The sequence below is a fragment of the Aeromonas sp. R7-5 genome, from assembly GCF_040908015.1.
In the GTDB taxonomy this organism is placed as follows: Bacteria; Pseudomonadota; Gammaproteobacteria; order Enterobacterales; family Aeromonadaceae; genus Aeromonas; species Aeromonas caviae.
The window spans coordinates 201,058-222,726 of record NZ_JBFOCZ010000006.1; the positions used below are offsets into that span (position 1 = coordinate 201,058).

Annotated in this window: 27 protein-coding genes; 15 read left to right on the forward strand and 12 right to left on the reverse strand. The window is 61.8% G+C overall.

Going from position 1 to position 21,669, the window contains the following annotated elements:
- Nucleotides 1-75 precede the first annotated feature (75 nt).
- Nucleotides 76-1,440 (forward strand): DNA repair protein RadA, encoded by a 1,365-nt coding sequence (gene radA / locus AB5Y53_RS01865; protein ID WP_010673036.1) that lies wholly within the window; start codon nucleotides 76-78, stop codon nucleotides 1,438-1,440.
- Nucleotides 1,441-1,493: 53 nt separating this feature from the next.
- On the opposite strand, the gene AB5Y53_RS01870 is transcribed toward radA, so the two are convergent.
- Together AB5Y53_RS01870 and AB5Y53_RS01875 are read right to left on the reverse strand one after the other, a co-directional pair.
- Complete coding sequence (locus AB5Y53_RS01870; RefSeq protein WP_029313755.1) at nucleotides 1,494-1,880, reverse strand: PilZ domain-containing protein; 387 nt, start codon at nucleotides 1,878-1,880, stop codon at nucleotides 1,494-1,496.
- Nucleotides 1,881-1,982: 102 nt separating this feature from the next.
- Nucleotides 1,983-2,465, reverse strand: a complete 483-nt coding sequence (locus tag AB5Y53_RS01875; RefSeq protein ID WP_029313757.1) for an Rsd/AlgQ family anti-sigma factor — start codon at nucleotides 2,463-2,465, stop codon at nucleotides 1,983-1,985.
- Between the two features lie 338 nt (nucleotides 2,466-2,803).
- On the opposite strand from AB5Y53_RS01875, the gene hupA reads away from it, so the two are divergent.
- Both hupA and AB5Y53_RS01885 read left to right on the forward strand, forming a co-directional pair.
- On the forward strand, nucleotides 2,804-3,076 hold the full coding sequence (gene hupA, locus AB5Y53_RS01880) for a nucleoid-associated protein HU-alpha (RefSeq protein ID WP_005305063.1): 273 nt from the start codon (nucleotides 2,804-2,806) through the stop codon (nucleotides 3,074-3,076).
- Between the two features lie 113 nt (nucleotides 3,077-3,189).
- Complete coding sequence (locus tag AB5Y53_RS01885; RefSeq protein WP_029313758.1) at nucleotides 3,190-3,615, forward strand: hypothetical protein; 426 nt, start codon at nucleotides 3,190-3,192, stop codon at nucleotides 3,613-3,615.
- Nucleotides 3,616-3,697: 82 nt separating this feature from the next.
- Here AB5Y53_RS01885 and AB5Y53_RS01890 read toward each other — a convergent pair whose 3' ends face one another.
- Nucleotides 3,698-3,853 (reverse strand): hypothetical protein, encoded by a 156-nt coding sequence (locus tag AB5Y53_RS01890; RefSeq protein ID WP_368181035.1) that lies wholly within the window; start codon nucleotides 3,851-3,853, stop codon nucleotides 3,698-3,700.
- Nucleotides 3,850-4,836 carry a tRNA dihydrouridine(20/20a) synthase DusA gene (gene dusA, locus AB5Y53_RS01895; protein WP_368181036.1) on the reverse strand — a complete coding sequence of 329 codons (987 nt, stop codon included), beginning with the start codon at nucleotides 4,834-4,836 and terminating at the stop codon, nucleotides 3,850-3,852. The genes AB5Y53_RS01890 and dusA overlap by 4 nt, the downstream gene beginning before the upstream one ends.
- A gap of 136 nt (nucleotides 4,837-4,972) precedes the next feature.
- Between dusA and zur the strand changes: the two genes are divergently transcribed.
- The 3 genes from zur to AB5Y53_RS01910 are packed head-to-tail and all read left to right on the forward strand — an operon-like array spanning nucleotide 4,973 to nucleotide 6,115.
- A complete protein-coding gene (gene zur / locus AB5Y53_RS01900; RefSeq protein ID WP_010673042.1) occupies nucleotides 4,973-5,431 on the forward strand; it encodes a zinc uptake transcriptional repressor Zur in 459 nt (152 codons plus the stop codon).
- Nucleotides 5,421-5,882 (forward strand): chemotaxis protein CheX, encoded by a 462-nt coding sequence (locus AB5Y53_RS01905; RefSeq protein WP_010673043.1) that lies wholly within the window; start codon nucleotides 5,421-5,423, stop codon nucleotides 5,880-5,882. Before zur ends, AB5Y53_RS01905 begins: the two co-directional genes overlap by 11 nt.
- A 5-nt stretch (nucleotides 5,883-5,887) precedes the next feature.
- A complete protein-coding gene (locus AB5Y53_RS01910) occupies nucleotides 5,888-6,115 on the forward strand; it encodes a hypothetical protein (RefSeq protein WP_109112049.1) in 228 nt (75 codons plus the stop codon).
- Between the two features lie 89 nt (nucleotides 6,116-6,204).
- Here the strand turns inward: AB5Y53_RS01910 and brnQ are convergent, their stop codons facing one another.
- Nucleotides 6,205-7,512: a branched-chain amino acid transport system II carrier protein gene (gene brnQ, locus AB5Y53_RS01915; protein ID WP_041211055.1), complete on the reverse strand. Its 1,308-nt coding sequence runs from the start codon at nucleotides 7,510-7,512 to the stop codon at nucleotides 6,205-6,207.
- Nucleotides 7,513-7,702: 190 nt separating this feature from the next.
- Entirely contained in the window at nucleotides 7,703-8,413 is a 711-nt protein-coding gene (locus AB5Y53_RS01920; protein WP_113069592.1) for a tRNA1(Val) (adenine(37)-N6)-methyltransferase, read from the reverse strand.
- Between the two features lie 127 nt (nucleotides 8,414-8,540).
- Here AB5Y53_RS01920 and srmB point away from each other — a divergent pair, with 127 nt between their 5' ends.
- Complete coding sequence (gene srmB / locus AB5Y53_RS01925) at nucleotides 8,541-9,761, forward strand: ATP-dependent RNA helicase SrmB (RefSeq protein ID WP_041210934.1); 1,221 nt, start codon at nucleotides 8,541-8,543, stop codon at nucleotides 9,759-9,761.
- 187 nt (nucleotides 9,762-9,948) lie between these two features.
- On the opposite strand, the gene yaaA is transcribed toward srmB, so the two are convergent.
- From yaaA to tapT, 3 genes are read right to left on the reverse strand one after another with little or no spacing between them, the layout of a single operon-like run.
- Complete coding sequence (gene yaaA / locus AB5Y53_RS01930) at nucleotides 9,949-10,722, reverse strand: peroxide stress protein YaaA (protein WP_368181037.1); 774 nt, start codon at nucleotides 10,720-10,722, stop codon at nucleotides 9,949-9,951.
- Between the two features lie 32 nt (nucleotides 10,723-10,754).
- Nucleotides 10,755-11,864 (reverse strand): PilT/PilU family type 4a pilus ATPase, encoded by a 1,110-nt coding sequence (locus tag AB5Y53_RS01935; RefSeq protein ID WP_368181038.1) that lies wholly within the window; start codon nucleotides 11,862-11,864, stop codon nucleotides 10,755-10,757.
- 23 nt (nucleotides 11,865-11,887) lie between these two features.
- Nucleotides 11,888-12,922: a type IVa pilus ATPase TapT gene (gene tapT, locus AB5Y53_RS01940; RefSeq protein ID WP_010673050.1), complete on the reverse strand. Its 1,035-nt coding sequence runs from the start codon at nucleotides 12,920-12,922 to the stop codon at nucleotides 11,888-11,890.
- A gap of 39 nt (nucleotides 12,923-12,961) precedes the next feature.
- On the opposite strand from tapT, the gene AB5Y53_RS01945 reads away from it, so the two are divergent.
- The 5 genes from AB5Y53_RS01945 (at nucleotide 12,962) to AB5Y53_RS01965 (ending at nucleotide 15,922) form a co-directional block, all read left to right on the forward strand.
- Nucleotides 12,962-13,663, forward strand: a complete 702-nt coding sequence (locus AB5Y53_RS01945) for a YggS family pyridoxal phosphate-dependent enzyme (RefSeq protein WP_049636471.1) — start codon at nucleotides 12,962-12,964, stop codon at nucleotides 13,661-13,663.
- A gap of 122 nt (nucleotides 13,664-13,785) precedes the next feature.
- Entirely contained in the window at nucleotides 13,786-14,610 is an 825-nt protein-coding gene (gene proC / locus AB5Y53_RS01950) for a pyrroline-5-carboxylate reductase (RefSeq protein ID WP_041210938.1), read from the forward strand.
- A gap of 23 nt (nucleotides 14,611-14,633) precedes the next feature.
- The gene (locus tag AB5Y53_RS01955) at nucleotides 14,634-15,185 is read left to right on the forward strand and encodes a YggT family protein (RefSeq protein WP_010673053.1); all 552 of its coding nucleotides are present in this window, start codon (nucleotides 14,634-14,636) and stop codon (nucleotides 15,183-15,185) included.
- A complete protein-coding gene (gene yggU / locus AB5Y53_RS01960) occupies nucleotides 15,185-15,484 on the forward strand; it encodes a DUF167 family protein YggU (RefSeq protein ID WP_041210939.1) in 300 nt (99 codons plus the stop codon). The genes AB5Y53_RS01955 and yggU overlap by 1 nt, the downstream gene beginning before the upstream one ends.
- 18 nt (nucleotides 15,485-15,502) lie before the next feature.
- On the forward strand, nucleotides 15,503-15,922 hold the full coding sequence (locus AB5Y53_RS01965) for a DUF4426 domain-containing protein (protein WP_029313762.1): 420 nt from the start codon (nucleotides 15,503-15,505) through the stop codon (nucleotides 15,920-15,922).
- Between the two features lie 75 nt (nucleotides 15,923-15,997).
- On the opposite strand, the gene AB5Y53_RS01970 is transcribed toward AB5Y53_RS01965, so the two are convergent.
- From AB5Y53_RS01970 to AB5Y53_RS01980, 3 genes are all read right to left on the reverse strand, one after another.
- A complete protein-coding gene (locus AB5Y53_RS01970; protein WP_368181039.1) occupies nucleotides 15,998-16,828 on the reverse strand; it encodes a lysostaphin resistance A-like protein in 831 nt (276 codons plus the stop codon).
- A gap of 171 nt (nucleotides 16,829-16,999) precedes the next feature.
- A complete protein-coding gene (locus AB5Y53_RS01975) occupies nucleotides 17,000-17,290 on the reverse strand; it encodes a hypothetical protein (RefSeq protein ID WP_039039963.1) in 291 nt (96 codons plus the stop codon).
- A gap of 49 nt (nucleotides 17,291-17,339) precedes the next feature.
- A complete protein-coding gene (locus AB5Y53_RS01980; protein WP_039039964.1) occupies nucleotides 17,340-17,714 on the reverse strand; it encodes a YacL family protein in 375 nt (124 codons plus the stop codon).
- Between the two features lie 206 nt (nucleotides 17,715-17,920).
- Between AB5Y53_RS01980 and AB5Y53_RS01985 the strand changes: the two genes are divergently transcribed.
- From AB5Y53_RS01985 to AB5Y53_RS01995, 3 genes are all read left to right on the forward strand, one after another.
- The gene (locus AB5Y53_RS01985) at nucleotides 17,921-19,036 is read left to right on the forward strand and encodes a sugar diacid recognition domain-containing protein (RefSeq protein ID WP_368181040.1); all 1,116 of its coding nucleotides are present in this window, start codon (nucleotides 17,921-17,923) and stop codon (nucleotides 19,034-19,036) included.
- A gap of 119 nt (nucleotides 19,037-19,155) precedes the next feature.
- Nucleotides 19,156-20,418 carry a GntP family permease gene (locus AB5Y53_RS01990; protein ID WP_104455231.1) on the forward strand — a complete coding sequence of 421 codons (1,263 nt, stop codon included), beginning with the start codon at nucleotides 19,156-19,158 and terminating at the stop codon, nucleotides 20,416-20,418.
- 9 nt (nucleotides 20,419-20,427) lie between these two features.
- Complete coding sequence (locus AB5Y53_RS01995) at nucleotides 20,428-21,561, forward strand: glycerate kinase (RefSeq protein WP_134997684.1); 1,134 nt, start codon at nucleotides 20,428-20,430, stop codon at nucleotides 21,559-21,561.
- Nucleotides 21,562-21,669 lie beyond the last annotated feature (108 nt).

Genomic DNA, 21,669 nt, shown 5'->3' on the forward strand with positions numbered 1-21,669 from the left:
TTCCGATTCTGGGTTTGATCTGCCGGTCGCAAACAAGTATATCAAGCAGGAATTCATCCTGTCCCCGAGTTATCCATGGCCAAAAACAAAACCGCCTATGTTTGTTCCGAATGTGGAGCCGACTTCACCCGCTGGCAAGGCCAGTGCAGCGAGTGCAAGGAGTGGAACACCATCACCGAGGTGCGACTGGGGGTGACGACACCCGGCAAGAGCGCTCGCTATACCGGTTATGCGGGCGCCGTCGGCAGCCAGGTGCAGACCCTCGCGGAGATCGCCACCACGGAGATCCCCCGTTTCAGCTCGGGCTTCAAGGAGCTGGACCGCGTACTCGGTGGCGGTGTGGTCCCCGGTTCGGCCATTCTCATCGGCGGCAACCCCGGGGCCGGCAAGTCGACCCTGTTGCTGCAGACCATGTGCGGCCTGGCGCAGCGCATGAAGACCCTCTATGTAACCGGTGAGGAGTCACTGCAACAGGTGGCGATGCGGGCCGGTCGGCTGGGTCTGCCCACGGACAAGCTGCGCATGTTGTCCGAGACCAGCGTAGAGCAGATCTGCCTCATCGCCCAGCAGGAGCAACCTCAGATCATGGTCATCGACTCCATCCAGGTGATGCACGTGGCGGATGTGCAGTCTGCGCCGGGGTCCGTCTCCCAGGTGCGGGAGTCGGCGGCGCTGCTGACACGCTATGCCAAGCAGAATCATGTGGCCATCTTCATGGTGGGCCACGTCACCAAGGACGGCACCCTGGCGGGCCCCAAGGTGCTGGAGCACTGCATCGACTGCTCCGTGCTGCTGGATGGCGGGCACGACTCGCGTTTTCGCACCCTGCGCTCCCACAAGAACCGCTTCGGTGCGGTCAACGAACTGGGGGTCTTCGCCATGACCGGGCAGGGAATGAAGGAGGTGAGCAACCCTTCCGCGATTTTCCTCAGCCGCGGGGAGGAGCAGGCTCCGGGCTCCATCGTCATGGTGATCTGGGAAGGCACGCGCCCCCTGCTGGTGGAGTTGCAGGCGCTGGTGGATTACTCCCAGCTCTCCAATCCGCGCCGGGTGGCGGTGGGGATGGACCACAACCGTCTCGCCATGCTGCTGGCGGTGCTGCATCGTCACGGCGGGTTGCAGATGGCGGATCAGGATGTGTTCATCAACGTGGTGGGTGGCGTCAAAGTCGAGGAGACCAGCGCGGATCTGGCGCTGCTGCTGGCCATGGTGTCGAGCTTCCGGGATCAGGCCCTGCCCAAGGATCTGGTGGTCTTTGGCGAGGTGGGGCTCTCTGGTGAGATACGGCCCGTGCCCTCGGGTCAGGAGCGACTGCAGGAGGCGGCCAAGCACGGTTTCCGCCGAGCCATCGTCCCGCATGCCAATGCGCCCAAACATCCCATCGAGGGGATGGAGGTGGTGCCGGTGAAGAAACTCTCCGATGCCCTCGAGGCCCTGTAATCGACCATGAAAAAGGAGCGTATGGACGCTCCTTTGTTTTTCTGCCCGCCCGCTCAGGATTCGGGGGGGACGTGGTCTCGGTGCTCTTGCAGCAACTGCTCCAGCTCGCGATGGAGCAGTTGTTCCTCTCCGATGTTCAGCTCGATCATCCGCTTGAGGTGAGTGGCGCTGTCGATGTCGATGTGGTGGCAGTAAAACCCCAGCTTCTTGCTGGCTTCGTGGGTCAGCTCGACCTGCATCTTGATCTCGATGTCGCTGCCCCCGAGCACGAAGCAGATTTCGTACTCCTTGTCCTCGCTGGCGACCCAATCCTCGGGTCTGAGCAGCAGGGCTCCCTGCAGGGAGACATCGACCAGCTGGGTGCGCCACTGGTGTTCACCCTGGGTGAGCTTGGCGGCGGTCAAATAGAAAATCCGAGTAAAGTGGCGGCGCTCGGCCATGGTCGTCTCCGGTCTGCGTGCGAGCAAGATGCTCATCCTTCATGTTGCAGAGTGTAATCCAGCTGGCACGCCAGGATATTGAACTGGCTCCGATATTGAATATCAGACCTGCTGATGGCTGAGGGATTCCACCACCTGCAGCGCCTTGACCAGCCGATCCTCCTGTTTGAACCTGTCCTCCAGCACGGGGCCGAGTTGGTTCAGATCCTCGTCCAGTTGCAGCAACTGGGCTTCGTCGGCGTTGCTGTACTTGTCGTTGAACTCCAGCGCGAATTCGGTACAGGCCCGGATATGGGGGTAGATACGCTTGGCCAGCTCCAGTTTGTCGCCGCTGGCTTGCTCAAAGGCGGTGACGACGTGGTTGTAGATCTCGAAATGGCCTGCGCTGACGTAGTCGACCAGTTGTTCGCAAAAACGTTGCAGTTCTACATGGCCTGGGAGGGTGCGTTGCTTGCACTTGGCGGGCATGAGGCCTGCCAGTCGCATGTACTCGACCAGCAACGCCTGTCTGGCATCCAGCCAGTCATCTATTGCTCTGTGCTTGCCTGCCAGCGCGCGCTTGGTTTTTTCCAGTTCAGTTAACATAGTCCCTCCATGGGCATGGCATGCGGCACTCGGGTCGCACGCCTCCGGTCATTCTCATCGACTGACGACACTCCTATAACTAGGGAAAATCCAGTTGACCGTCAATAGGAGTGTAGGGATATTGTTACATCAGGCGGGGATTTGCATGCCTCTCCCCACCGGTACTTCGCATCCTGTCGCCCATCCAGGGGACAAGGGGGCGATATATGTGACTATTTCCGCAGATCTTGATGAAAACCCCAGCATTCAAGCCAATCCGGCTGATAAAGCCTTTGCCTGAGTGTTTTTTTTTGAATAGAGTGGCCCGGTGCTAAATGCCCGATCATAAAGGAAATGTTATGAACAAAGCTCAACTTGTCGATGCAATTGCCGCCAAAGCAGACCTGAGCAAAGCTCAGGCCAAAGTCGCTCTGGAAGAGATCATCAATGGTATTACCCAGAGCCTGAAAGAGGGCGATGCCGTTCAGTTGGTGGGTTTTGGTACCTTCAAGGTCAACCATCGCGCGGGCCGTACCGGTCGCAACCCGCAAACCGGTAAAGAGATCCAGATTGCAGCTGCCAATGTGCCGTCCTTCGTGGCTGGCAAGGCGCTGAAAGACGCCGTCAAATAAGGTCGTCTTGTAATCAAATGAAACCCGGCTTGTGCCGGGTTTTTTCTTGCCATCTTCGTCAAAATTTGTTTCAGATACACTCAGGATATGGCATGCGCTGTAGCGAGGTGGATATGGAACAGAAAAATGCCATTCGGCAGGTAGCCGTCCCCTGGGCTCCCTCTCGTCAACTCCCTCCCGGCCTGGTCGTGGCCGAACTGCATCAGGATATCTGGAGCGACACCCTGACCGTCATGCTGGGGCGTGCTCGCAGCATCGATCTGCCTCCGTTGCCCCTGTGCCGGGTGAGTTTTCGCCACATCTTCGCGGTGCGGGTGATGGAGGATTGCGATCTGGCGGAGGGGCGTGACAGCCACGTCATCGAGGAGCAGATCCAGCTCATCACCCCGTCCCGTTTCGCCAGCTGGTTCCATCAGGAATCCGATGGACTGCACCTGGATGAAGATTTGCAGCACTACCGCATCTCGACCTGGGATTACTGCGCCGATGTGCTGACCTCTTCTCCCCCTGAACTCCAGTTCATGGTTCAGGAGGAGTAAGCCAGACTGTCGGGTCGCCTCCGTGGTGACAAAAAAGCCGGCGCAGGGGCGCCGGCTTTTTCTTGTTCGGGAGAGGTGGCGTTCAGCCCAGGGTCTGGTCCCGGTGCAGCCCCAGCACGATCAGCAGCCCGATGAAATAGAAGGCGCTGAGCTTGATGCCGAGAATGGTGAGCAGGCCGGCGCACAGACGCACCAGGGCCTTGTGCAGCCAGGATCCGGTGAAGCGGTACGTGATCACTCCACCGCGTCGGCCGGCGCGAACTCCGGCACCTTGGCCATGGCGTCCAGCACCACTTGGATGTCGGCCCCCGGCTTGCAGGCATTCTCGCTCAGATGGCGACGCCAGGCGCGCGCCCCCTGCATGTTCTGGAACAACCCCAGCATGTGGCGGGTCATGTGGGAGAGGTAGTTGCCCTTGGCCAGCTCCTGTTCGATGTAGGGCAGCATCATCCGCACCACCTCGTGGCGGCTTGGCACGGCATGGTTCCCGCCGAACACCAGATTGTCCACCTGGGCCAGAATGTAGGGGTTCTGGTAGGCTTCGCGGCCCATCATGACCCCGTCGAGGTGCTGCAGATGTTCAAGAGTCTGTTCCAGACTGGTCACCCCGCCGTTGATGGCAATGGTCAGATCCGGGTAATCCTGCTTGACCTGGTAGACGCGAGGATAATCGAGGGGCGGGATCTCGCGGTTCTCTTTCGGGCTCAGGCCGCTCAGCCAGGCCTTGCGGGCATGGACGATGAAGGTATCGCAACCGGCGTCCCTTACCTGCTCGATGAAGGCCTGCAAGAACTCGTAGGAGTCTTGATCGTCGATGCCGATACGGGTCTTCACGGTGACCGGAATGTCGACTACGTCGCGCATCGCCTTGACGCAATCAGCCACCAGCGCGGGTTCGCCCATGAGGCAGGCGCCGAAGCGGCCGTTTTGCACCCGATCGGAAGGGCAGCCGACGTTGAGGTTGATCTCGTCATACCCGCGCTCCTCGGCGAGCCTGGCGCAGCGGGCCAGGTCTGCCGGGTTGCTGCCACCCAGTTGCAGGGCGAGAGGGTGTTCCTGCTCGCTGTAACCCAGATAATCCCCTTTGCCATGGATGATGGCGCCCGTGGTCACCATCTCGGTATAGAGCAGGGTCTGGCGGGTCATCAGACGGTGGAAATAACGGCAATGCCGATCGGTCCAGTCCAGCATGGGGGCGATGGAAAAGCGCTGCGCCTGCATAAAATTCATCCGGGTTGGCCAAACAAGGGGCGGGATTCTATCACAACGTGAGACAGCCCCAGAAAATGAATTTTGTCGCCGCGCACTGGGGGCCCTGTGATAGTATCCGGCTAATTGACAGGGTATCTGCGTGAACATGAATCAAGACCAACTTCTACAACGAGCGGAACGCCTCTGCGAGCAGCGCGGGATCCGTTTCACCCCGACACGGCGCCAGGTGCTCCGGCTGCTTGCCGCCCACGGCAATGCCATCAGTGCCTATGATTTGCTGGCCCAGTTGCAGCAGACCGAGGCTCATGCCAAACCGCCTACCGTCTATCGGGCGCTCGACTTCCTGCTCGAACAGGGCTTTGCCCACAAGGTGGAGTCGCTCAACGCCTTCATCTTCTGCTGCCACTTCGACCATGCCCACCCGATGCAACTGCTGATCTGCGATCGTTGCGGTGAGGTAGTGGAGCTGCACGATCCCGCCATCGACGGCGCCTTTTCCGAGCAGGCTCATCAGCATGGTTTTACTATTACCAACAAGACCATAGAAGCCCATGGTCAATGTGCCCGCTGTTCCGCTACCGTAGGAAGTCAAGATGAAGGCTGATTTTGTAAACCCGTTCCTGCTCTCCCTGCTCAACGTGCTCTCCACCATGGCACAGCTGGAACTCAAACCGGGCGCGCCCAAGCGCAAGACGGACGAGCTGGCTCGGGGAGATGTCTCCGGCCTGATTGGCATGGTGGGTCCGCAGACCCGGGGTTCCCTCTCCATCAGCTTCGAGAAGGGGCTGGCATTGGAGATCATGCGTCGCATGCTGGGGGAGGCGCCGGCCACCATCAACGAGGAAGTGACCGACATGGTGGGCGAGATCACCAACATGGTGACGGGCGGCGCCAAACGCATGCTGGGGGAGAAGGGCTATGAGTTCGACATGGCGACCCCGGTCATCGTCTCCGGTCCCAATCACACCATCACTCACCGGGCAGACGGCGCCAAGATCATGATGCCGTTCGAATCGGAGTATGGCCGTGCCACCATCGAGATCTGCTTCGAGTAATCGCCATGTGGAAGATGCTGAAATGGAGTGTCATCGGTGGGGTGGTGCTGCTTATCCTGTCGGATATCGAGATCAGCACCTCTCTCTACAAGTACGAAGACAACCGCGTGGAGATCAACTTCCCGCGCTGGCAGGCTGACCAGCCCTGGGGCACCCTGAGCTGGCATGCGGGCCGGTTTGAGCATCACTGGTACGGTCTTGCAGGCAAACCCAAGCCAGCAACCGTACTCTGACGAGCGCTCTCCACAACGGATGGATCAGATTGCACCAACAAAAAAGAGGCCAGCGAATGCTGGCCTCTTTATTTGGTCAAGATCTGTTATCAGGCCGCTTCTGCTGCCAGCTTGCCATTGCCACGCACCATGACACCGAGGCCACAGGCCAGCAGGGTCGGCAGCAACCAGGCCAGGCCCTTGTCAAACAGCGGCAGGAAGGCGAACGCATCCATCTTCATGCCGGCGGCGCCCAGGCCGTCCAGGCAGCCGAACAGGAAGGCGACCAGCAGCACGGAGCGGAACACCAGGCGGGGGCGACCGAAGTAACCCTTCAGGAAGGTGACCAGCACCAGCGCCACGGCAACCGGGTAGATGGCGACCAGCACAGGAATGGAGAGGCTGATGAGCTGGCTCAGGCCCACGTTGGCCACGACGCCGCAGATGACACCCAGCAGCACGACCAGCTTCTTGTAGCTCATGCCGGTCAGGTTGTGGAAGAAGTCGGAGCAGGCGGAGATGAGGCCTACGGCCGTGGTGAAGCAGGCCAGGGTGATGATGGCAGCCAGGATGAACTGACCCGGTTGGCCGAACAGGCTCAGCACGTAGGCGTTGACGATGGCACCACCGTTGCTCACGTCGGTGGCGACGCCGGCAGCGGTGTTGCCCAGCTGGAACAGGGAGACATAGACCACGGAGAGACCGATGGCGGAGATGATGCCCGCGATGGCCAGGTACTTGAACTGGCTCTGGTAGTCATGGATGCCTTTCTGGCGCAGCAGGTCGACGATCAGGGCGCCGAACATCAGGGACGCCAGGGTGTCCATGGTGTTGTAGCCTTCCAGAATGCCCTTCACGAAGGGGGTGCTCTGGTAGTCACCGGATGCGGCAGGCATGCTTCCTTGCGGTGCGACGAAGACACCGATGGCCAGGGTCAGCAGCAGCAGCATCAGCAGCGGGGTCAGGTACTTGCCGATGGCATCCATCAGCTTGCCCTGGTTGAGTGAGACCAGGATGGCCACGCCGAAGAACAGTACTGTGTAGGCAGCCAGACCGGATGGTCCCATGTCGCCAAGGAAGGGCTTGAGGCCCATCTCGTAGGCCACCAGGCCGGTACGGGGGGCGGCGAAGGCCGGGCCGATGATGATGTAGATGGCGACGGCCAGTGCGGTGGCCACGCCGACCGGCAGCAGCTTGGTCATGCCGGCCCAGCCGTTGCCAGCCTTGGCGACGGCGATGATGGTGATGAGGGGCAGGCCCACGGCGGTGACCAGGAAGCCCAGCATGGCCAGGGAGAGGTGCTCACCCGCCATGAAGCCGGCCAGGGGCGGGAAGATGATGTTGCCTGCGCCCAGATAGAACGCAAAGGTCATGAAGCCCAATCCGAGTACATCGGACAATGTGAGTGATTTCGTCAAGTTCAACCTCGTCTGTCTTGTAAACTATTGCTTGTTATAGTTTTTTATTTGTCAGTGACCGGCACTTTCCGGGGGTAAAAAAAAGAGCCCCGCTGGTTTTTTCATCGCGACCAGTGGTTTGAACTGGTCTTGAGCGGGCGCTCATTTAGCAGTCAGCATAATGATGTGAAAAAATAGTTCAAGGCAAAATTTACATCTTCAAATAGAAGGGGCTGGTTAGTTGGATATATCTGTCGGAATAGCCTCCAGTGGCAGAATGGATCACAATTTCACCCCTCTCACACTTGTTTAATCCTCTGCCAAGCAGCAATAAAACACGATTTGCCTCTTTCCCCTCTCTGGTAGTAACAGCCAGATAACAACGCTCATACAGATCATAACTCGACGAAATGCATAAAATTTCATCCGCCATCGCCGTGGGCAGCACCAGGGCCAGTTGCCCGGTACGGCTCAGCAGGCGATCGCTGGCGGCCAGCAATCCCCTGGGGTCGAGCCCCCCGGTATGACGGGCCAGAGCCCTGGCCGGATCGCGAAGTGTCTGGCCTGCCGGGAAATAGGGCGGGTTGGAGACGATGAGATCGTAAGGGGGGGCGAGGTGATCCTGAATGGCGCTCTCTATGATGGTGACCCGCTCACGCCAGGGGGAGGCCGCCACATTCTCCTTGGCCTGCATGGCTGCATCCATATCCAGTTCCACCCCGTCTATGTGGCAGTCGTTCGTGCTGCGCTGGGCCAGCATCAGGGCGATGAGGCCGCTGCCGGTGCCGATGTCCAGCACCCGGCGGGCGCTGTCGACCGGCGCCCAGGCTCCCAGCAGAATGCCGTCCGTACCGACCTTCATGGCGCAGCGGTCGTGATCGATGTGAAATTGCTTGAACGTGAAACCGTTGTTGCGCCCCATTCGGCCCTCCTCCTGTGCCTGCCCGCGGAAAATGGCCGGCGATTATAGCGGCTAAGCCACAGTCACCATAGGAGCCGGCGGCATAATCGCCTATAATCTGCCGCTTCCTTAATGACCGAGTATTGCCATGAGCCAGTCCTTTGATGATTTCGACCTGAATCCAGCCCTCAGTCGGGCCTTGGCCGAGATGGGATTCACCCGCCCCACCACCATCCAGCAGATGGTGCTGGAGCCAGCCCTGGACGGCCGCGATATTCTGGCCTCTGCGCCGACCGGAACCGGCAAGACCGCCGCCTTCCTGCTGCCCGCGATGCAGCACCTGCTGGACTTCCCGCGCCGCAAGCCGGGTCCGTGCCGCATGCTGATCCTGACTCCGACCCGCGAGCTTGCGCTGCAGGTGAGTGCTCACGCCAAGGCCCTGGCGGTGCACACCCATCTCAGCATCGAGACCATCATCGGTGGTGTCAGCCATGAAGAGCAGCTGCCTGCCCTGACCAAGACCACCGACATCGTGGTGGCCACCCCGGGCCGTCTGCTCGAGTACATCGAGAAAGAGGAGTTCGAGAGCCACGACATCGAGGTGCTGGTGCTGGATGAAGCGGACCGGATGCTGGACATGGGCTTCATCAAGGATGTGAACCGCATCGTGGAAGAGGCGCGCTACCGCAAGCACACCATGCTCTTCTCCGCCACCCTGGAAGGGGCCGGCCTCGAGAAGTTTGCGAGCGAGATCCTCAAAGACCCGGTTGAGCTGCACGCCGAGCCGCCCCGCAGCGAGCGCCGCCCCATCACCCAGTGGATCCACCTGGCCGATGATGCCGCCCACAAGCTGGCTCTGCTGGTGCACATCCTGAAAAACCCGGAAACCCAGAAGGCCATCATCTTCGTCAAGACCCGTGAGCGACTGGCGGAGCTTTCCGGCCAGTTGCAGGCGGCAGGCGTGCCCTGCGCCTGGATCCGTGGCGAGATGGAGCAGGCCAAGCGCATCGAGTCTATCCGCAAGTTCCACGAAGGGGAGGTGCCCTTCCTCATCGCCACCGACGTGGCCGCCCGCGGCATCGACCTGCCGAACGTCAGCCATGTCATCAACTACGACATGCCCTACGGCGCGGATGTCTATGTGCACCGCATCGGTCGTACCGGCCGTGCCGGCAACCGTGGCTGCGCCATCAGCCTGGTGGAAGCCCACGACATGGCCATGGTCGCCAAGATCGAACGCTACACCGAGGAGCGCCTCAAGCGCCGGGTGATCGATGAGCTGCGCCCCAGACACAAGGAAGCGCGGGTGCCGGTGAAGAAGAAAAAGCCGAAGGATGCCAAGAAGTCGGCAAAGAAGAAAAAGAAGTAATGCCCCCGAGCACAGTTGAAACGGCCATCCCAGGATGGCCGTTTTGCTGTCTGCTGCCTGGGGAGTGGCCTGAGAGAGGCGCAGAAAAAAGCCGACGCAAGGACGTCGGCCAACAAAAAGTGCTTACAACAGAGGATTCACAGAGTCAGACCCGAGGATCTCCGACTTGGTTCCCTTGAATGTGTAATTAATTTTCAGCGCGCTTGAACATCAGGGTATTGGCGTCGGACTCTTCCGGTACAAAGTAGTAGCCGTCGGCATTGAAACCGGTCAGCTGTTCCACCCGGGTGAGCCGATGCTTGATGATGTGGCGTGCCATCATGCCGCGGGCCTTCTTGGCGTAGAAGCTGATGATCTTGAACTGGCCGTTCTTCTCGTCCTTGAAGACCGGGGTGATGATGCGCCCCTGCAGGGCTCTCGGGCGCACCGACTTGAAATACTCGTCGGAGGCGAGGTTGATCAGCACGTCGTCCCCCTGGGCCGCCAGCGCCTTGTTCAGGTGCTCAGTGATGATGTCGCCCCAGAACTGGTAGAGGTCCTTGCCGCGCGGGTTCTCAAGCCTAATCCCCATCTCCAGGCGGTAGGGCATCATGAGGTCAAGCGGCCGCAGCACGCCATAAAGGCCGGAGAGCATGCGCAGGTGGGCCTGGGCGAAGTCGAGGTCGGCCTCGCTGAAATCTTCTACGGCCAGACCGGTGTAGACGTCCCCCTTGAAGGCCAGCAGCGCCTGGCGGGCGTTGGCCGGCGTGAAGTCAGGCTGCCACTCGGCAAAGCGGGCGGCGTTGAGGCCGGCGAGCTTGTCGCTGATCTTCATCAGGCTGGCGATCTGGTCCGGGCTCAGTTGACGAGCCCGGGTGATCAGTGCTGCGGAGTGGTCCAGCAGTTCGGGTTGGGTGAAACGGGAGGTCACCAGGGGTGACTCGTAATCCAGCGTCTTGGCCGGGGAAACCACAATCAGCATAACGGTCCTTTACTAGCGGTGACGCACGCCCCTCATTCATCCAGGGTCACGTTGTCGAGAGTGCCTGCACCCAGCTGCTCGCGACCCGACAGCTTGATGAGCAGTCGCAGGTCGTTGGCGGAGTCGGCATGGGCAAGGGCCTCACTGTAGCCAATTTGGCCGGCGCAGAACAGGGTGAACAGCGCCTGATCGAAGGTCTGCATGCCGAGCTCGCCGGATTTGGTCATCACCTCCTTGAGTCTGTGCATCTCTCCCTTGCGGATGATGTCGGTGACGAGCGGGGTGTTGAGCAGGATCTCGAAGGCGGCGACCCGGCGCTGCCCGTGAGCGGAGGGGAGCAGCTGCTGGGCGACGATGGCGCGCAGGTTGAAGGAGAGATCGAACAGGAACTGGCGGTGCTTCTCCTGGGGGACCAGATGCAGGATGCGATCCAGCGCCTGGTTGGCATTGTTGGCGTGCAAGGTGGCGAGGCAGAGGTGCCCCGTCTCGGCGAACTGGATGGCGAACTCCATGGTCTCCTGAGAGCGGATTTCACCGATGAGGATGACATCCGGGGCCTGGCGCAGGGAATTTTTGAGGGCGACATCGAAGGATGCGGTGTCGATCCCCACCTCTCGCTGGGTCACCAGACAGCGATCGTGCTGATGGACGAACTCCACCGGATCCTCCACCGTCAGGATGTGGCCGTCACCGTGCTGGTTGCGAAAGCCGATCATGGCCGCCTGGGTGGTGGACTTGCCGGCGCCGGTGGCGCCGACGAAAAGCACCAGCCCGCGTTTGGCCATGGCGACCTCCTGCAGGATGGGGGGCAGCACCAGCTCGTCAAAGGTGGGGATGCGGGTCTCGATGCGGCGCAGCACCATGCCCGGCATATCCTGTTGCCAGAAGGCGCTGACCCGAAAGCGCCCCAGCGAGCCCCGCTGGATGGCGTAGTTGGCCTCGCGGGTGTGCAGGAAGCGCTCGAAGTGGGTCTCGTCCAGGCTCTCCCTGATCAACGCCTGCGCCGTCGTCTTGTCGAGGGGGGCTGGTCCGAGCGACACCAGACGCCCGTTGACCTTGAGGGTCGGGGGAGCATCGACCGTGATGAAGAGATCCGAGCCCTTTTGTTCAACCAGTGCGGCGAGCAGAACATCCATGTTCATGGCGACTCCTTGGGTGTGCGAGCTTAAATGGTATTGGGATCGACCGCCTTGGCCTTGGCATCGAGGGAGGCGACGACCCCCCGGTTGACCAGCTGCTTGAGGCTCTGGTCCATGGTCTGCATGCCGTGGGTCATCCCGGTCTGGATGACGGAATAGAGCTGGGCCACCTTGTCTTCCCGGATGAGGTTTCGCACCGCCGGGATCCCCAGCATGATCTCGTGGGCCGCCACCCGGCCGCCACCGATACGCTTGAGCAGGGTCTGGGAGATGACCGCCCGCAGGGATTCGGAGAGCATGGATCGCACCATGTCCTTCTCCGAGCCGGGGAAGACGTCGATGATACGGTCGATGGTCTTGGCAGCCGAGGAGGTGTGCAGGGTGCCAAATACCAGGTGACCGGTTTCGGCGGCGGTCATGGCGAGGCGGATGGTTTCGAGGTCCCGCATTTCACCTACCAGGATGATATCCGGGTCTTCCCGCAGGGCCGAGCGCAGGGCGTTGCTGAAGCTCTTGGTGTCGCGGTGTACTTCCCGCTGGTTCACCAGGCAGCGCTTGTTCTCGTGCACGAATTCGATGGGATCCTCGATGGTGAGGATGTGGTGGTGGAAGTTGTCATTGATGTAATCGACCATGGCGGCCAGGGTGGTGGATTTGCCCGAGCCGGTGGGCCCAGTCACCAGCACCAGGCCGCGAGGGTACTCCGCTATCTTGCGAAATATCTCCGGCGCCCCCAGATCGTCCAGGGTCAGAACGGTGCTCGGGATGGTACGAAACACGGCGCCCGAGCCGCGCGCCTGCTGGAAGGCATTGACCCGAAAGCGTGCCATGCCGGGTACTTCGAAGGAGAAGTCCACCTCGAAGTTCTCCTCCAGCTCCTTGCGCTGGTGGTCATTCATGATGTCGTAAATGAGAGCATGGACTTCCCGGTGATCCAGGGCGGGCAAATTGATCTTGCGAACCTCCCCATCAACCCTGATCATCGGGGGGACCCCGGCCGAGAGGTGTAGATCCGAGGCCTTATGCTTTACACTGAATGCCAATAACTCTGTGATATCCATAGATTTGTTATTCTCCCATCACAAGATTACGAACGAAATATGAGCCAGATTGCCCAGCACCTGCTTCAGGTAAAGGAACGTATTGTAGAGGCTGCCCGGCGTGTTGGCCGCAGCCCAGATCACATCCAGTTGCTTGCTGTCAGCAAAACCAAGCCGCTGGGGGACATTCAGGCTGCCTATGCCGCCGGTCAGCGGCGCTTTGGCGAATCCTACGCCCAGGAGGCCGCGCTCAAGATTGATGCCTTGCGCGAGCAGAACGCCTGTACAGACATAGAGTGGCACTTTATCGGCCCGCTGCAATCGAACAAGTCCAAGCTGGTGGCGGAGCGGTTCGACTGGGTTCAAAGTGTCGATCGCGACAAGCTCATCGAACGCCTCAACAATCAGAGACCGGGTGGGCTCGCGCCGCTAAATATCTGTCTGCAAATCAATATTAGCGGAGAGAGCAGCAAATCCGGTACGTCGGAGCAAGAGATTTTCCGCCTGGCCTCCCTGGTGGCCCAAAGCGAGCGGCTGCGGTTGCGCGGCCTGATGGCCATCCCCGAGCATACCCGCGACGAGGGGGTGCTGGCGGCCCAGATGGCGCGCATGCAGGCTCTGTTCACCGAGCTTGCGCAACAATACCCGAGCGTCGACACCCTTTCGATGGGGATGACCGAGGATCTCGAGCCGGCCATTGCCCATGGCAGCACCATGGTGCGGGTCGGGACCGCCATCTTCGGGGCCCGTGACTATTCATGAGCAAGAGCCGGGGCGAGAAACACCCCGGTCGTGCTTTTTTCAGGTAAACAGGCGCGTGTGATGCTGTCAGCCTGCACAGGCTGGGTCGGCATCCGCTGCGATGTCAGTAACAGGAGTGTTTGATGCAGCAGAGAACCCTCGCCTTCATCGGGGCAGGCAACATGAGCCGCAGTATCATTGCCGGCCTCATCCAGGCGGGTTACCCGGCAGAGCGTATCATCGCCGCCAATCCCAGCCGCCCCAAGCTGGACGAACTGGCCAGCCAGTTCGGCATCCGTATCACCCAGGACAACGCCGAGGCGGCCCGGGAGGCCGAGGTGATCGTGCTGGCGGTCAAGCCCCAGCTGATGGCGGGCATGCTGACGGCGTTGGTGGCCGAGCTTGGCTCGCTGGATGGCAAGTTGCTCATCTCCATCGCTGCCGGCATTCGCGTCGCGCGCTTGCAGGAGATGGCGGGTGGTCACGATCGCATCATTCGCACCATGCCCAACACCCCCTCCTTGCTGGGGCTGGGGATGACCGGGCTCTATGCACCGCCCGCCATCGGGCAGGCCGATAGGGCGGTGGCCGAACAGATGATGCAATCCGTGGGCAAGACCCTCTGGGTGGATGAGGAGGCCGGCATCAACGGCGTCATTGCGGCGGCGGGCAGTGCCCCGGCCTACTTCTTCCTGTTCATGCAGGCGATTGCCGAGGAGGCCGAGGCCATGGGCTTTACGCCGGAGCAGGCTCGCCTGCTGGTGCAGCAAACCGCCCTGGGGGCGGCCGCCATGGTGGAGCAGAATCCCGAGCTGTCGCTGCAGACCCTGCGCGAGCAGGTGACCAGCAAGGGCGGGACCACGGCCGAGGCCGTCAAGACATTCCAGGAGCAGGGGCTGATGCCGCTGACCGCAAGAGCCATGCAGGCGGCCGTTACCCGGGCCGGCGAAATGGAAACCCTTTTCTGAATCCCTTTTAGCAAGGAGCCCGGATGAACACGGCTTACTTTTTAATTAACACTGTCTTTGATCTCTACCTCATGGTGGTGCTGCTGCGGGTCTGGCTGCAGTGGGCGCGGGCCGACTTCTACAACCCCATGAGCCAGATGGTGGTCAAGCTGACCAACCCGCTGGTGGTGCCCCTGCGCCGCGTCATCCCGGGTTTTGGCGGGCTGGACATGGCCTCTGTGCTGCTGGCGCTGCTGATCGCCTTTGGCAAATTGGTCCTGCTCAAGAGCATGAATGTGCTGCAGGCGGACTGGCTCACTCTCTGTCTGTTTGCGACGCTCACCGTGCTGAAGAAGGCGGGTTCCATGATCTTCTGGATCCTGCTTATCCGCGCCATCCTGAGCTGGGTCAGCCAGGGTCGCAACCCCATTGAATACGTGATGCACCAGCTCACTGAACCCTTCCTGGCCCCCATTCGCCGCATCCTGCCTGCATTGGGCGGGCTGGATCTCTCCGTGCTGGTCGCCTTCATCGCGCTGCAGGCCATCAACTACCTGATGGGGGATCTGTTCGGCCAGTTGTGGTGGATGATCTGATGCCCGCCGTCCTGCTGGAAGGGGACGAGCTGGTGTTGCATCTGATGATCCAGCCCAAGGCGAGCCGGGATCAGATCATCGGATTGCACGGTGACGAGTTGAAAGTGGCCATCACGGCGCCGCCGGTGGATGGTCAGGCCAACAGTCACCTGATCAAGTACCTGGCCAAGCAGTGCAAGGTGGCCAAGGGGCAGGTTCGCATCCTGCGGGGGGAGCTGGGTCGGCACAAGACGGTCGCCATCGACGCGCCAAAGCAGATCCCCGCCGAGATTGCCGCTCTGCTCGATAATCAGGATTGATACGAGAGGGATGACATCATGAAAACTGCCTGGATGAGTTGCCTGCTGGCACTCCTGATGACGCTGCCGCTGCGGGCTGAGCAGATGCAGGAGCTGGGCCCCTGGAAAGTGCACTACAGCGCGTTCAACTCCAGCTTCCTCACCCCCGAGGTAGCCAGGACCTATGGCCTGGAGCGCAGCCGCTATAACGGCATCGTCAATATCGCGGTGCAGAACAAGCAGGGGGTGGCACAGGCGGTGGGGATCAGCGGCGAAGCCCGCAATCTGACCGGCACCCTTCGCACCCTGAATTTTCAGGAGGTGAAAGAGGGGAATGCCATCTATTACCTGGCAGTGCTGCCCTATCGCAATGAGGACACCTACCAGTTCACCCTGAAGATCATGGGGGAGGGGCAGCAGCAGACGCTGACCTTCCAGCAGACCTTCTACGTCGACTAGATTGCAGGATGAATGCAGATGCCCTGCCCCCACGGGGGCGGGGCATTTTTTTGCCCGGTGAACCTGTGCTCGACGTCAGTGGCTGGCCAGGGGATAGGTAAACAGGGCCAGGTGGGCGAAGTTGAACAGGAAGTGGAGCAGGATGGCGACACTGAGGCGCCCGCTCAGCTGGAACGCCAGGCCATAGCAGGCCCCCGCCAGCACGGCGAACAACACCAGCAACGGGCCACCGGCAAGATGGGCTGCGCCGAACAGCAGGCTGGCGACCAGGAGACCTGCCCAGGGCGTGCTTCGGCTTGCCACCCCTTGCTGGATGCATCCCCGGAACAGCGCTTCTTCCGCCACACAGGTGAACAGCAGGTTGTTGAACGCGAACAGCCACCACCAGTGGGGCAGTCCCGCTTCGGGTTTGAGGGCGCCCAGTTGCCAGGCGGTGATGAGCAGGGCCGCGAGCGGCAGGATGAGCAGGGCCAGCGGCCGCCAGCGCATCGTTCCACCCGGGCCGAGCAGGCCGGGGATGGCCAGCAGCAGGGCGAAGAAAATGAGCGGCTTGTCCAGATTGAGGTAAAGGGTGAAGGGCCCGCTGGCCGGGCCCGCCTGTACCTTGTCGAGCACCCTGAGATTGTCAAAGCCGGGCACCAGATGCAGCGTCAGGGCGAGGGACCACAGCAGGACCAGCGTCAGTGCGACGCCGCGCCAGGGTGGGGGCTGGGTGGGGGTACGCCAGGCCAGCAGCAGACCGGCGAGGCTGACAAGAGCGGCGAAGGGCGCGAGTCGCTCAAGCCAGAGGGCGGTGAGCAGGGCTAGTCCCAGCAGGAGCATGCCGGGCCTGGTCCGGCAGGCGAGGCAGCAGAGTACGGCCAGCCCCAGGACGAGCCAGATGAGGATATCGGGGAGTGGTAACATCGAGTCTCCTTGTATGAATGAAGGGCGCACCTTAACGATCCCCATGGTCTGGTTCAAGGAAAAGGGGGTGGCCGGGACTGGCCGGCAGAAGACGCGCAATGAAAAGCCGGAGCTGGGCTCCGGCTTGGGCGGCGGCAAGATGCCACCGAGAGAGGCGATGGCCTTCCCGTATCAGCGACCGGACTCGGCGATGACCCGGGCGATGATGTCGGCGCGTTTGCTGGCTTCCAGCTCGCCCAGGGCGATGAGACCGGCCTTGAAGATGACGTTCTTCGGCAGACTGACGTCATCCAGAGTGGTGATGGCCTCGACGTGCATGCCGTTCAGGCGGCTGGCATCGCGCGGGCTCAGGTTGACCTGGGTGTTCAGCACCTGCTTGCCCTTCTTCTTGGGCTGGGCGGGTTTCTTCGGTTGATCCAGCTCGTCTTCCGGCAGTTCGTCATCAAAATCGTAAATGGACATAGTCAATCCTGTTGGGTTGCAAGGGGCATGCTCGCCCGAATGGGGGTAATCAGCCCATATCCTCGTTGCGGATAAAGGCGCGCCAGGAGCCGAGTACCTGGGCAAAATCTTCCAGCCCGCACATGGCCAGCTGTTCATCATCGTAGTAGGCGAGATCGTCGAGATCCTCATCCTGCTCGATATTGAGGACATTGGCCTTCACCTCGGCTTCCTCGTGGGTCAGCAGCAGGGAGTAGTCGCCCCCCAGCAGCCGGTATTCGGTGCGGGCCCGGCTGGAGAGCTGGTCGATGATGGCGAACAGCTCGTCGAGCTTCTCCTCGTCCTTGCCCACCTCGTCGATCAACCACTGGCCGATGGCTTCATGGCCCATGGAGAACCGGGCGCGATAGCCACCGAACGGGTCGCGGCGAAATTCATAATCCATAGCGGAGTCCATATCGGAGGGTGAAACCACCACGGCGCAAAGCGGCATGATGCCGGATCCTTGATCCATGGTGGGGCACTGATAGCGTAAAGTGACCTATTCTAGCGATCCCCCCCGCGCTTGTCTTGATGATGTGGGATCTTTAACGGGTGATCCCGGTGATGGCGCACGCCGGGGACCCTGTCAACGAATGGTATGGAGAGGCAATGCAGCTCAACGACGCGCTCGCGCATCAGATAGTCAGCCGGGCGATGAAGATCCTCTCGTTCTCGGTCAACGTCATGGATGAGCGGGGACTCATCATTGCGTCCGGCAATCCGGAGCGGCTGCACCAGCGCCACGAGGGGGCCGTGCTGGCCCTGACCGAGAACCGGGTGGTGGAGATAAGCGAGGCCACCGCCCGGGAGCTCAAGGGGGTGAGGCCCGGCATCAACCTGCCCATCGCCTATCAGGGGGAGCTGCTCGGGGTCATCGGCATCTCGGGCGATCCGGACGAAGTGCGTGCTTACGCCGAGCTGGTGCGCATGACCGCCGAGCTCATCCTGGAACAGGCGGCGCTCACCGAGCAGTTGCAGTGGGACAAGCGCCACAAGGAGGAGCTGGTGTTGCAGCTCATTCGCGGCGAAGGGCGGGCCGATCAATTGCAACAGGTGGCCCGCTTCCTCGAGCTGGATCTCGCCCAGCCCCGGGTGGTGGCCGTGCTGGCGCTGGAGGAGGCCGAGCCCGCCCAGGTGAGGGAGCTGGTTCACCTGCTGGAAAACCCGGAGCGGGACAACCTGGTGGCCATCAACGGCCTGGACGAGATAGTGGTGCTCAAACCCGCCCAGCTCAGCGACGGCGTCTGGCAGTCGGCGCAGGAGCGCAGCCGGATCCGGCTGCTGCTCTCCCGTATTCCCCATTTCAAGGTTCGCATCGGGGTGGGTGATTACTTCGCCGGCATCCCCGGGCTGGCGCTCTCCTACCAGACGGCGCGAGACACCTTGCGCCGTGGCATGCGCCAGTCGCCCCGCAAGCAGGTCTATTTCTTCGAGGATTACCGGCTCTCAGTGCTGCTCGGCACCCTGGCGGACTCCTGGCAGGCGGATCAGCTGCGGGCTCCGCTGCAAAAGCTGGCGCAGGAGGACACAAAGGGAACGCTGCAAAAGACGCTGCGCCAATATTTCTTGCAGGATTGTGATCTGCATCCCTGTGCCGAAGCCCTGTTCATTCACCCCAACACCCTGCGTTATCGACTGACCCGGATAGAGCAGATAACCGGTTTGAATTTCAACAAGTTAGATGACAAGTTTCTGCTCTATCTCGGGCTCAGTCTCGATAGCTGATTTGTCTTTTCCAACAAAAATACAAGGCCGGTAAATGCTTTTTTTGGTTTTATGGCCAAAGCATTCCAGGCGGGGATCCCCATAATGGCGCCACTCATTACAACAACAAGGTGCCCGTCATGATCCCAGTCTCCGCGCTCGGCGCGCTCGCCGCGCTTTCCATCGCCATCTTCCTCATCCTGAAGAAGGTGCCGCCCGCTTACGGCATGATTGTCGGTGCCCTGGCCGGTGGCCTGATCGGTGGCGCCGACCTGACCCAGACCGTCGCCCTGATGATCGGTGGCGCCCAGGGGATCACCACGGCGGTGATGCGGATCCTGGCGGCGGGCGTGCTGGCCGGGGTGCTCATCGAATCGGGCGCCGCCACCACCATCGCCGAAACCATCGTCAAGAAACTCGGCGAAACCCGCGCCCTGCTGGCCCTGGCGCTGGCCACCCTGATCCTGACCGCGGTCGGCGTCTTCGTGGACGTGGCCGTCATCACGGTCGCCCCCATTGCGCTGGCCATCGCCCGCCGTGCCGATCTCTCCAAGGCGGCCATCCTGCTGGCGATGATAGGCGGTGGCAAGGCGGGCAACGTCATGTCTCCCAACCCCAACGCCATCGCGGCAGCCGATGCCTTCCACCTGCCTCTCACCTCGGTGATGGCGGCGGGCATCATTCCCGGCCTGTTCGGTCTGGTGATGGCCTACTGGCTGGCCAAGCGCCTCAACAACAAGGGCAGCAAGGTCGCCGCCGACGAGGTGGTGAGCTTTGACGGTGCCAAGTTGCCCGGCTTTGCCGCCGCCATCAGTGCCCCCCTGGTCGCCATCCTGCTGCTGGCCCTGCGTCCCATCGCCGGCATAGTCGTGGATCCGCTTATCGCACTGCCCCTCGGCGGCCTGGTGGGGGCCCTGATGATGGGCAAGTTCACCAAGGTGAACCAGTTTGCCGTCTCGGGCCTGGCCCGCATGGCGCCGGTGGCCATCATGCTGCTGGGGACGGGTACCCTGGCGGGCATCATCGCCAACTCCGGCCTGAAAGATGTGCTCATCAGCGGCCTGACCGCTTCCGGTCTGCCCTCCTACCTGCTGGCCCCCATCTCCGGTGCCCTGATGTCGCTGGCGACCGCCTCGACCACGGCCGGGACCGTGGTGGCCTCCAACGTGTTCAGCGCCACTCTGATTGAACTGGGGATCAGCAGCCTGGCTGGGGCCGCCATGATCCACGCCGGCGCCACCGTGTTTGACCATATGCCCCACGGCTCCTTCTTCCATGCCACCGGCGGCAGTGTCCACATGGGCGTCGGTGAGCGGCTCAAGCTCATCCCCTACGAAACCGCGGTCGGTCTGACCATCGCCGTTGTCTCCACCCTGATGTTTGGCGTGTTTGGCCTCGCCTAAGGAACTGATATGAAAATTGTGATCGCCCCCGATTCATTCAAGGAGAGCCTGAGCGCCATGGCGGTGGCCGATGCCATCGAGGCCGGTTTCAAGCAGGTGCTGCCGGATGCCACCTACGTCAAGCTGCCCATGGCCGATGGCGGCGAGGGGACGGTGCAGTCTCTGGTGGATGCCACCGGTGGTCGCATCCTGCCGGTCGAGGTGACCGCCCCCCTCGGCAACAGGGTGCAGGGCTTCGTGGGCCTGCTGGGGGATGGCAAGCGCGCCGTCATCGAGATGGCGGCGGCCTCCGGCCTCCATCTGGTGGCGCCCGAGCTGCGCAATCCGCGGCTCACCTCCAGTGTCGGCACCGGGGAGCTGATCCTGGCCGCGCTGGAGATGGGGGTGAACCACCTCATCCTCGGCATCGGCGGCAGCGCCACCAATGACGGCGGTGCTGGCATGATCCAGGCACTCGGCGGCAAGCTCCTGAAAGCAGATGGTACCCCCATCGCGCCGGGCGGTGCCGGTCTGGCCGAGCTGGCCACCATCGACCTGAGCGGGCTGGATCCCCGTCTGACCGGACTCACCATCGAGGTGGCCTGCGACGTGGACAATCCGCTGTGCGGCCCGAAAGGGGCGTCCGCCGTGTTCGGTCCGCAGAAGGGGGCAACTCCCGAGATGGTGGCCGAACTGGATGCCAATCTGGCCCGTTACGCGGACTGCATCGAGCAGGCGCTTGGCAAGCAGGTGAAGGAGATCCCGGGAACGGGAGCCGCAGGCGGCATGGGGGCAGCCCTGGTGGGGCTGCTCGGCGCCGAGCTCAAACCCGGCATCCGGATCGTCATCGAGGCGCTGAACCTGGTTGAGGCGGTGGCCGATGCGGATCTGGTCATCACCGGCGAGGGCCGCATCGACAGCCAGACCATCCATGGCAAGACGCCCATCGGGGTGGCTCGTTGTGCCAAGCAGTTCGGCAAGCCGGTGATCGGCATCGCCGGATGCCTCACCGACGACTGCGGCGTGGTGCACGAGCATGGGCTGGATGCGGTGTTCGCCGTGGTCAATCGGGCCATGTCCCTGCCGGAGGCGCTGGCCACCGCCACCACCAACCTGCAGCTCACGGCCCGCAACGTGGCGGCTCTCTACCTGCTGCGCAAATGACCCTCTCTCCTGGCCGATGCGGTGCATCGGCCTGACCCTGCCCCGTGCAGCAGAGTGAGCGGCCCGGCGTGGCACCTCTGACGCACTTGCCGATCCTTGGGTCGGCTT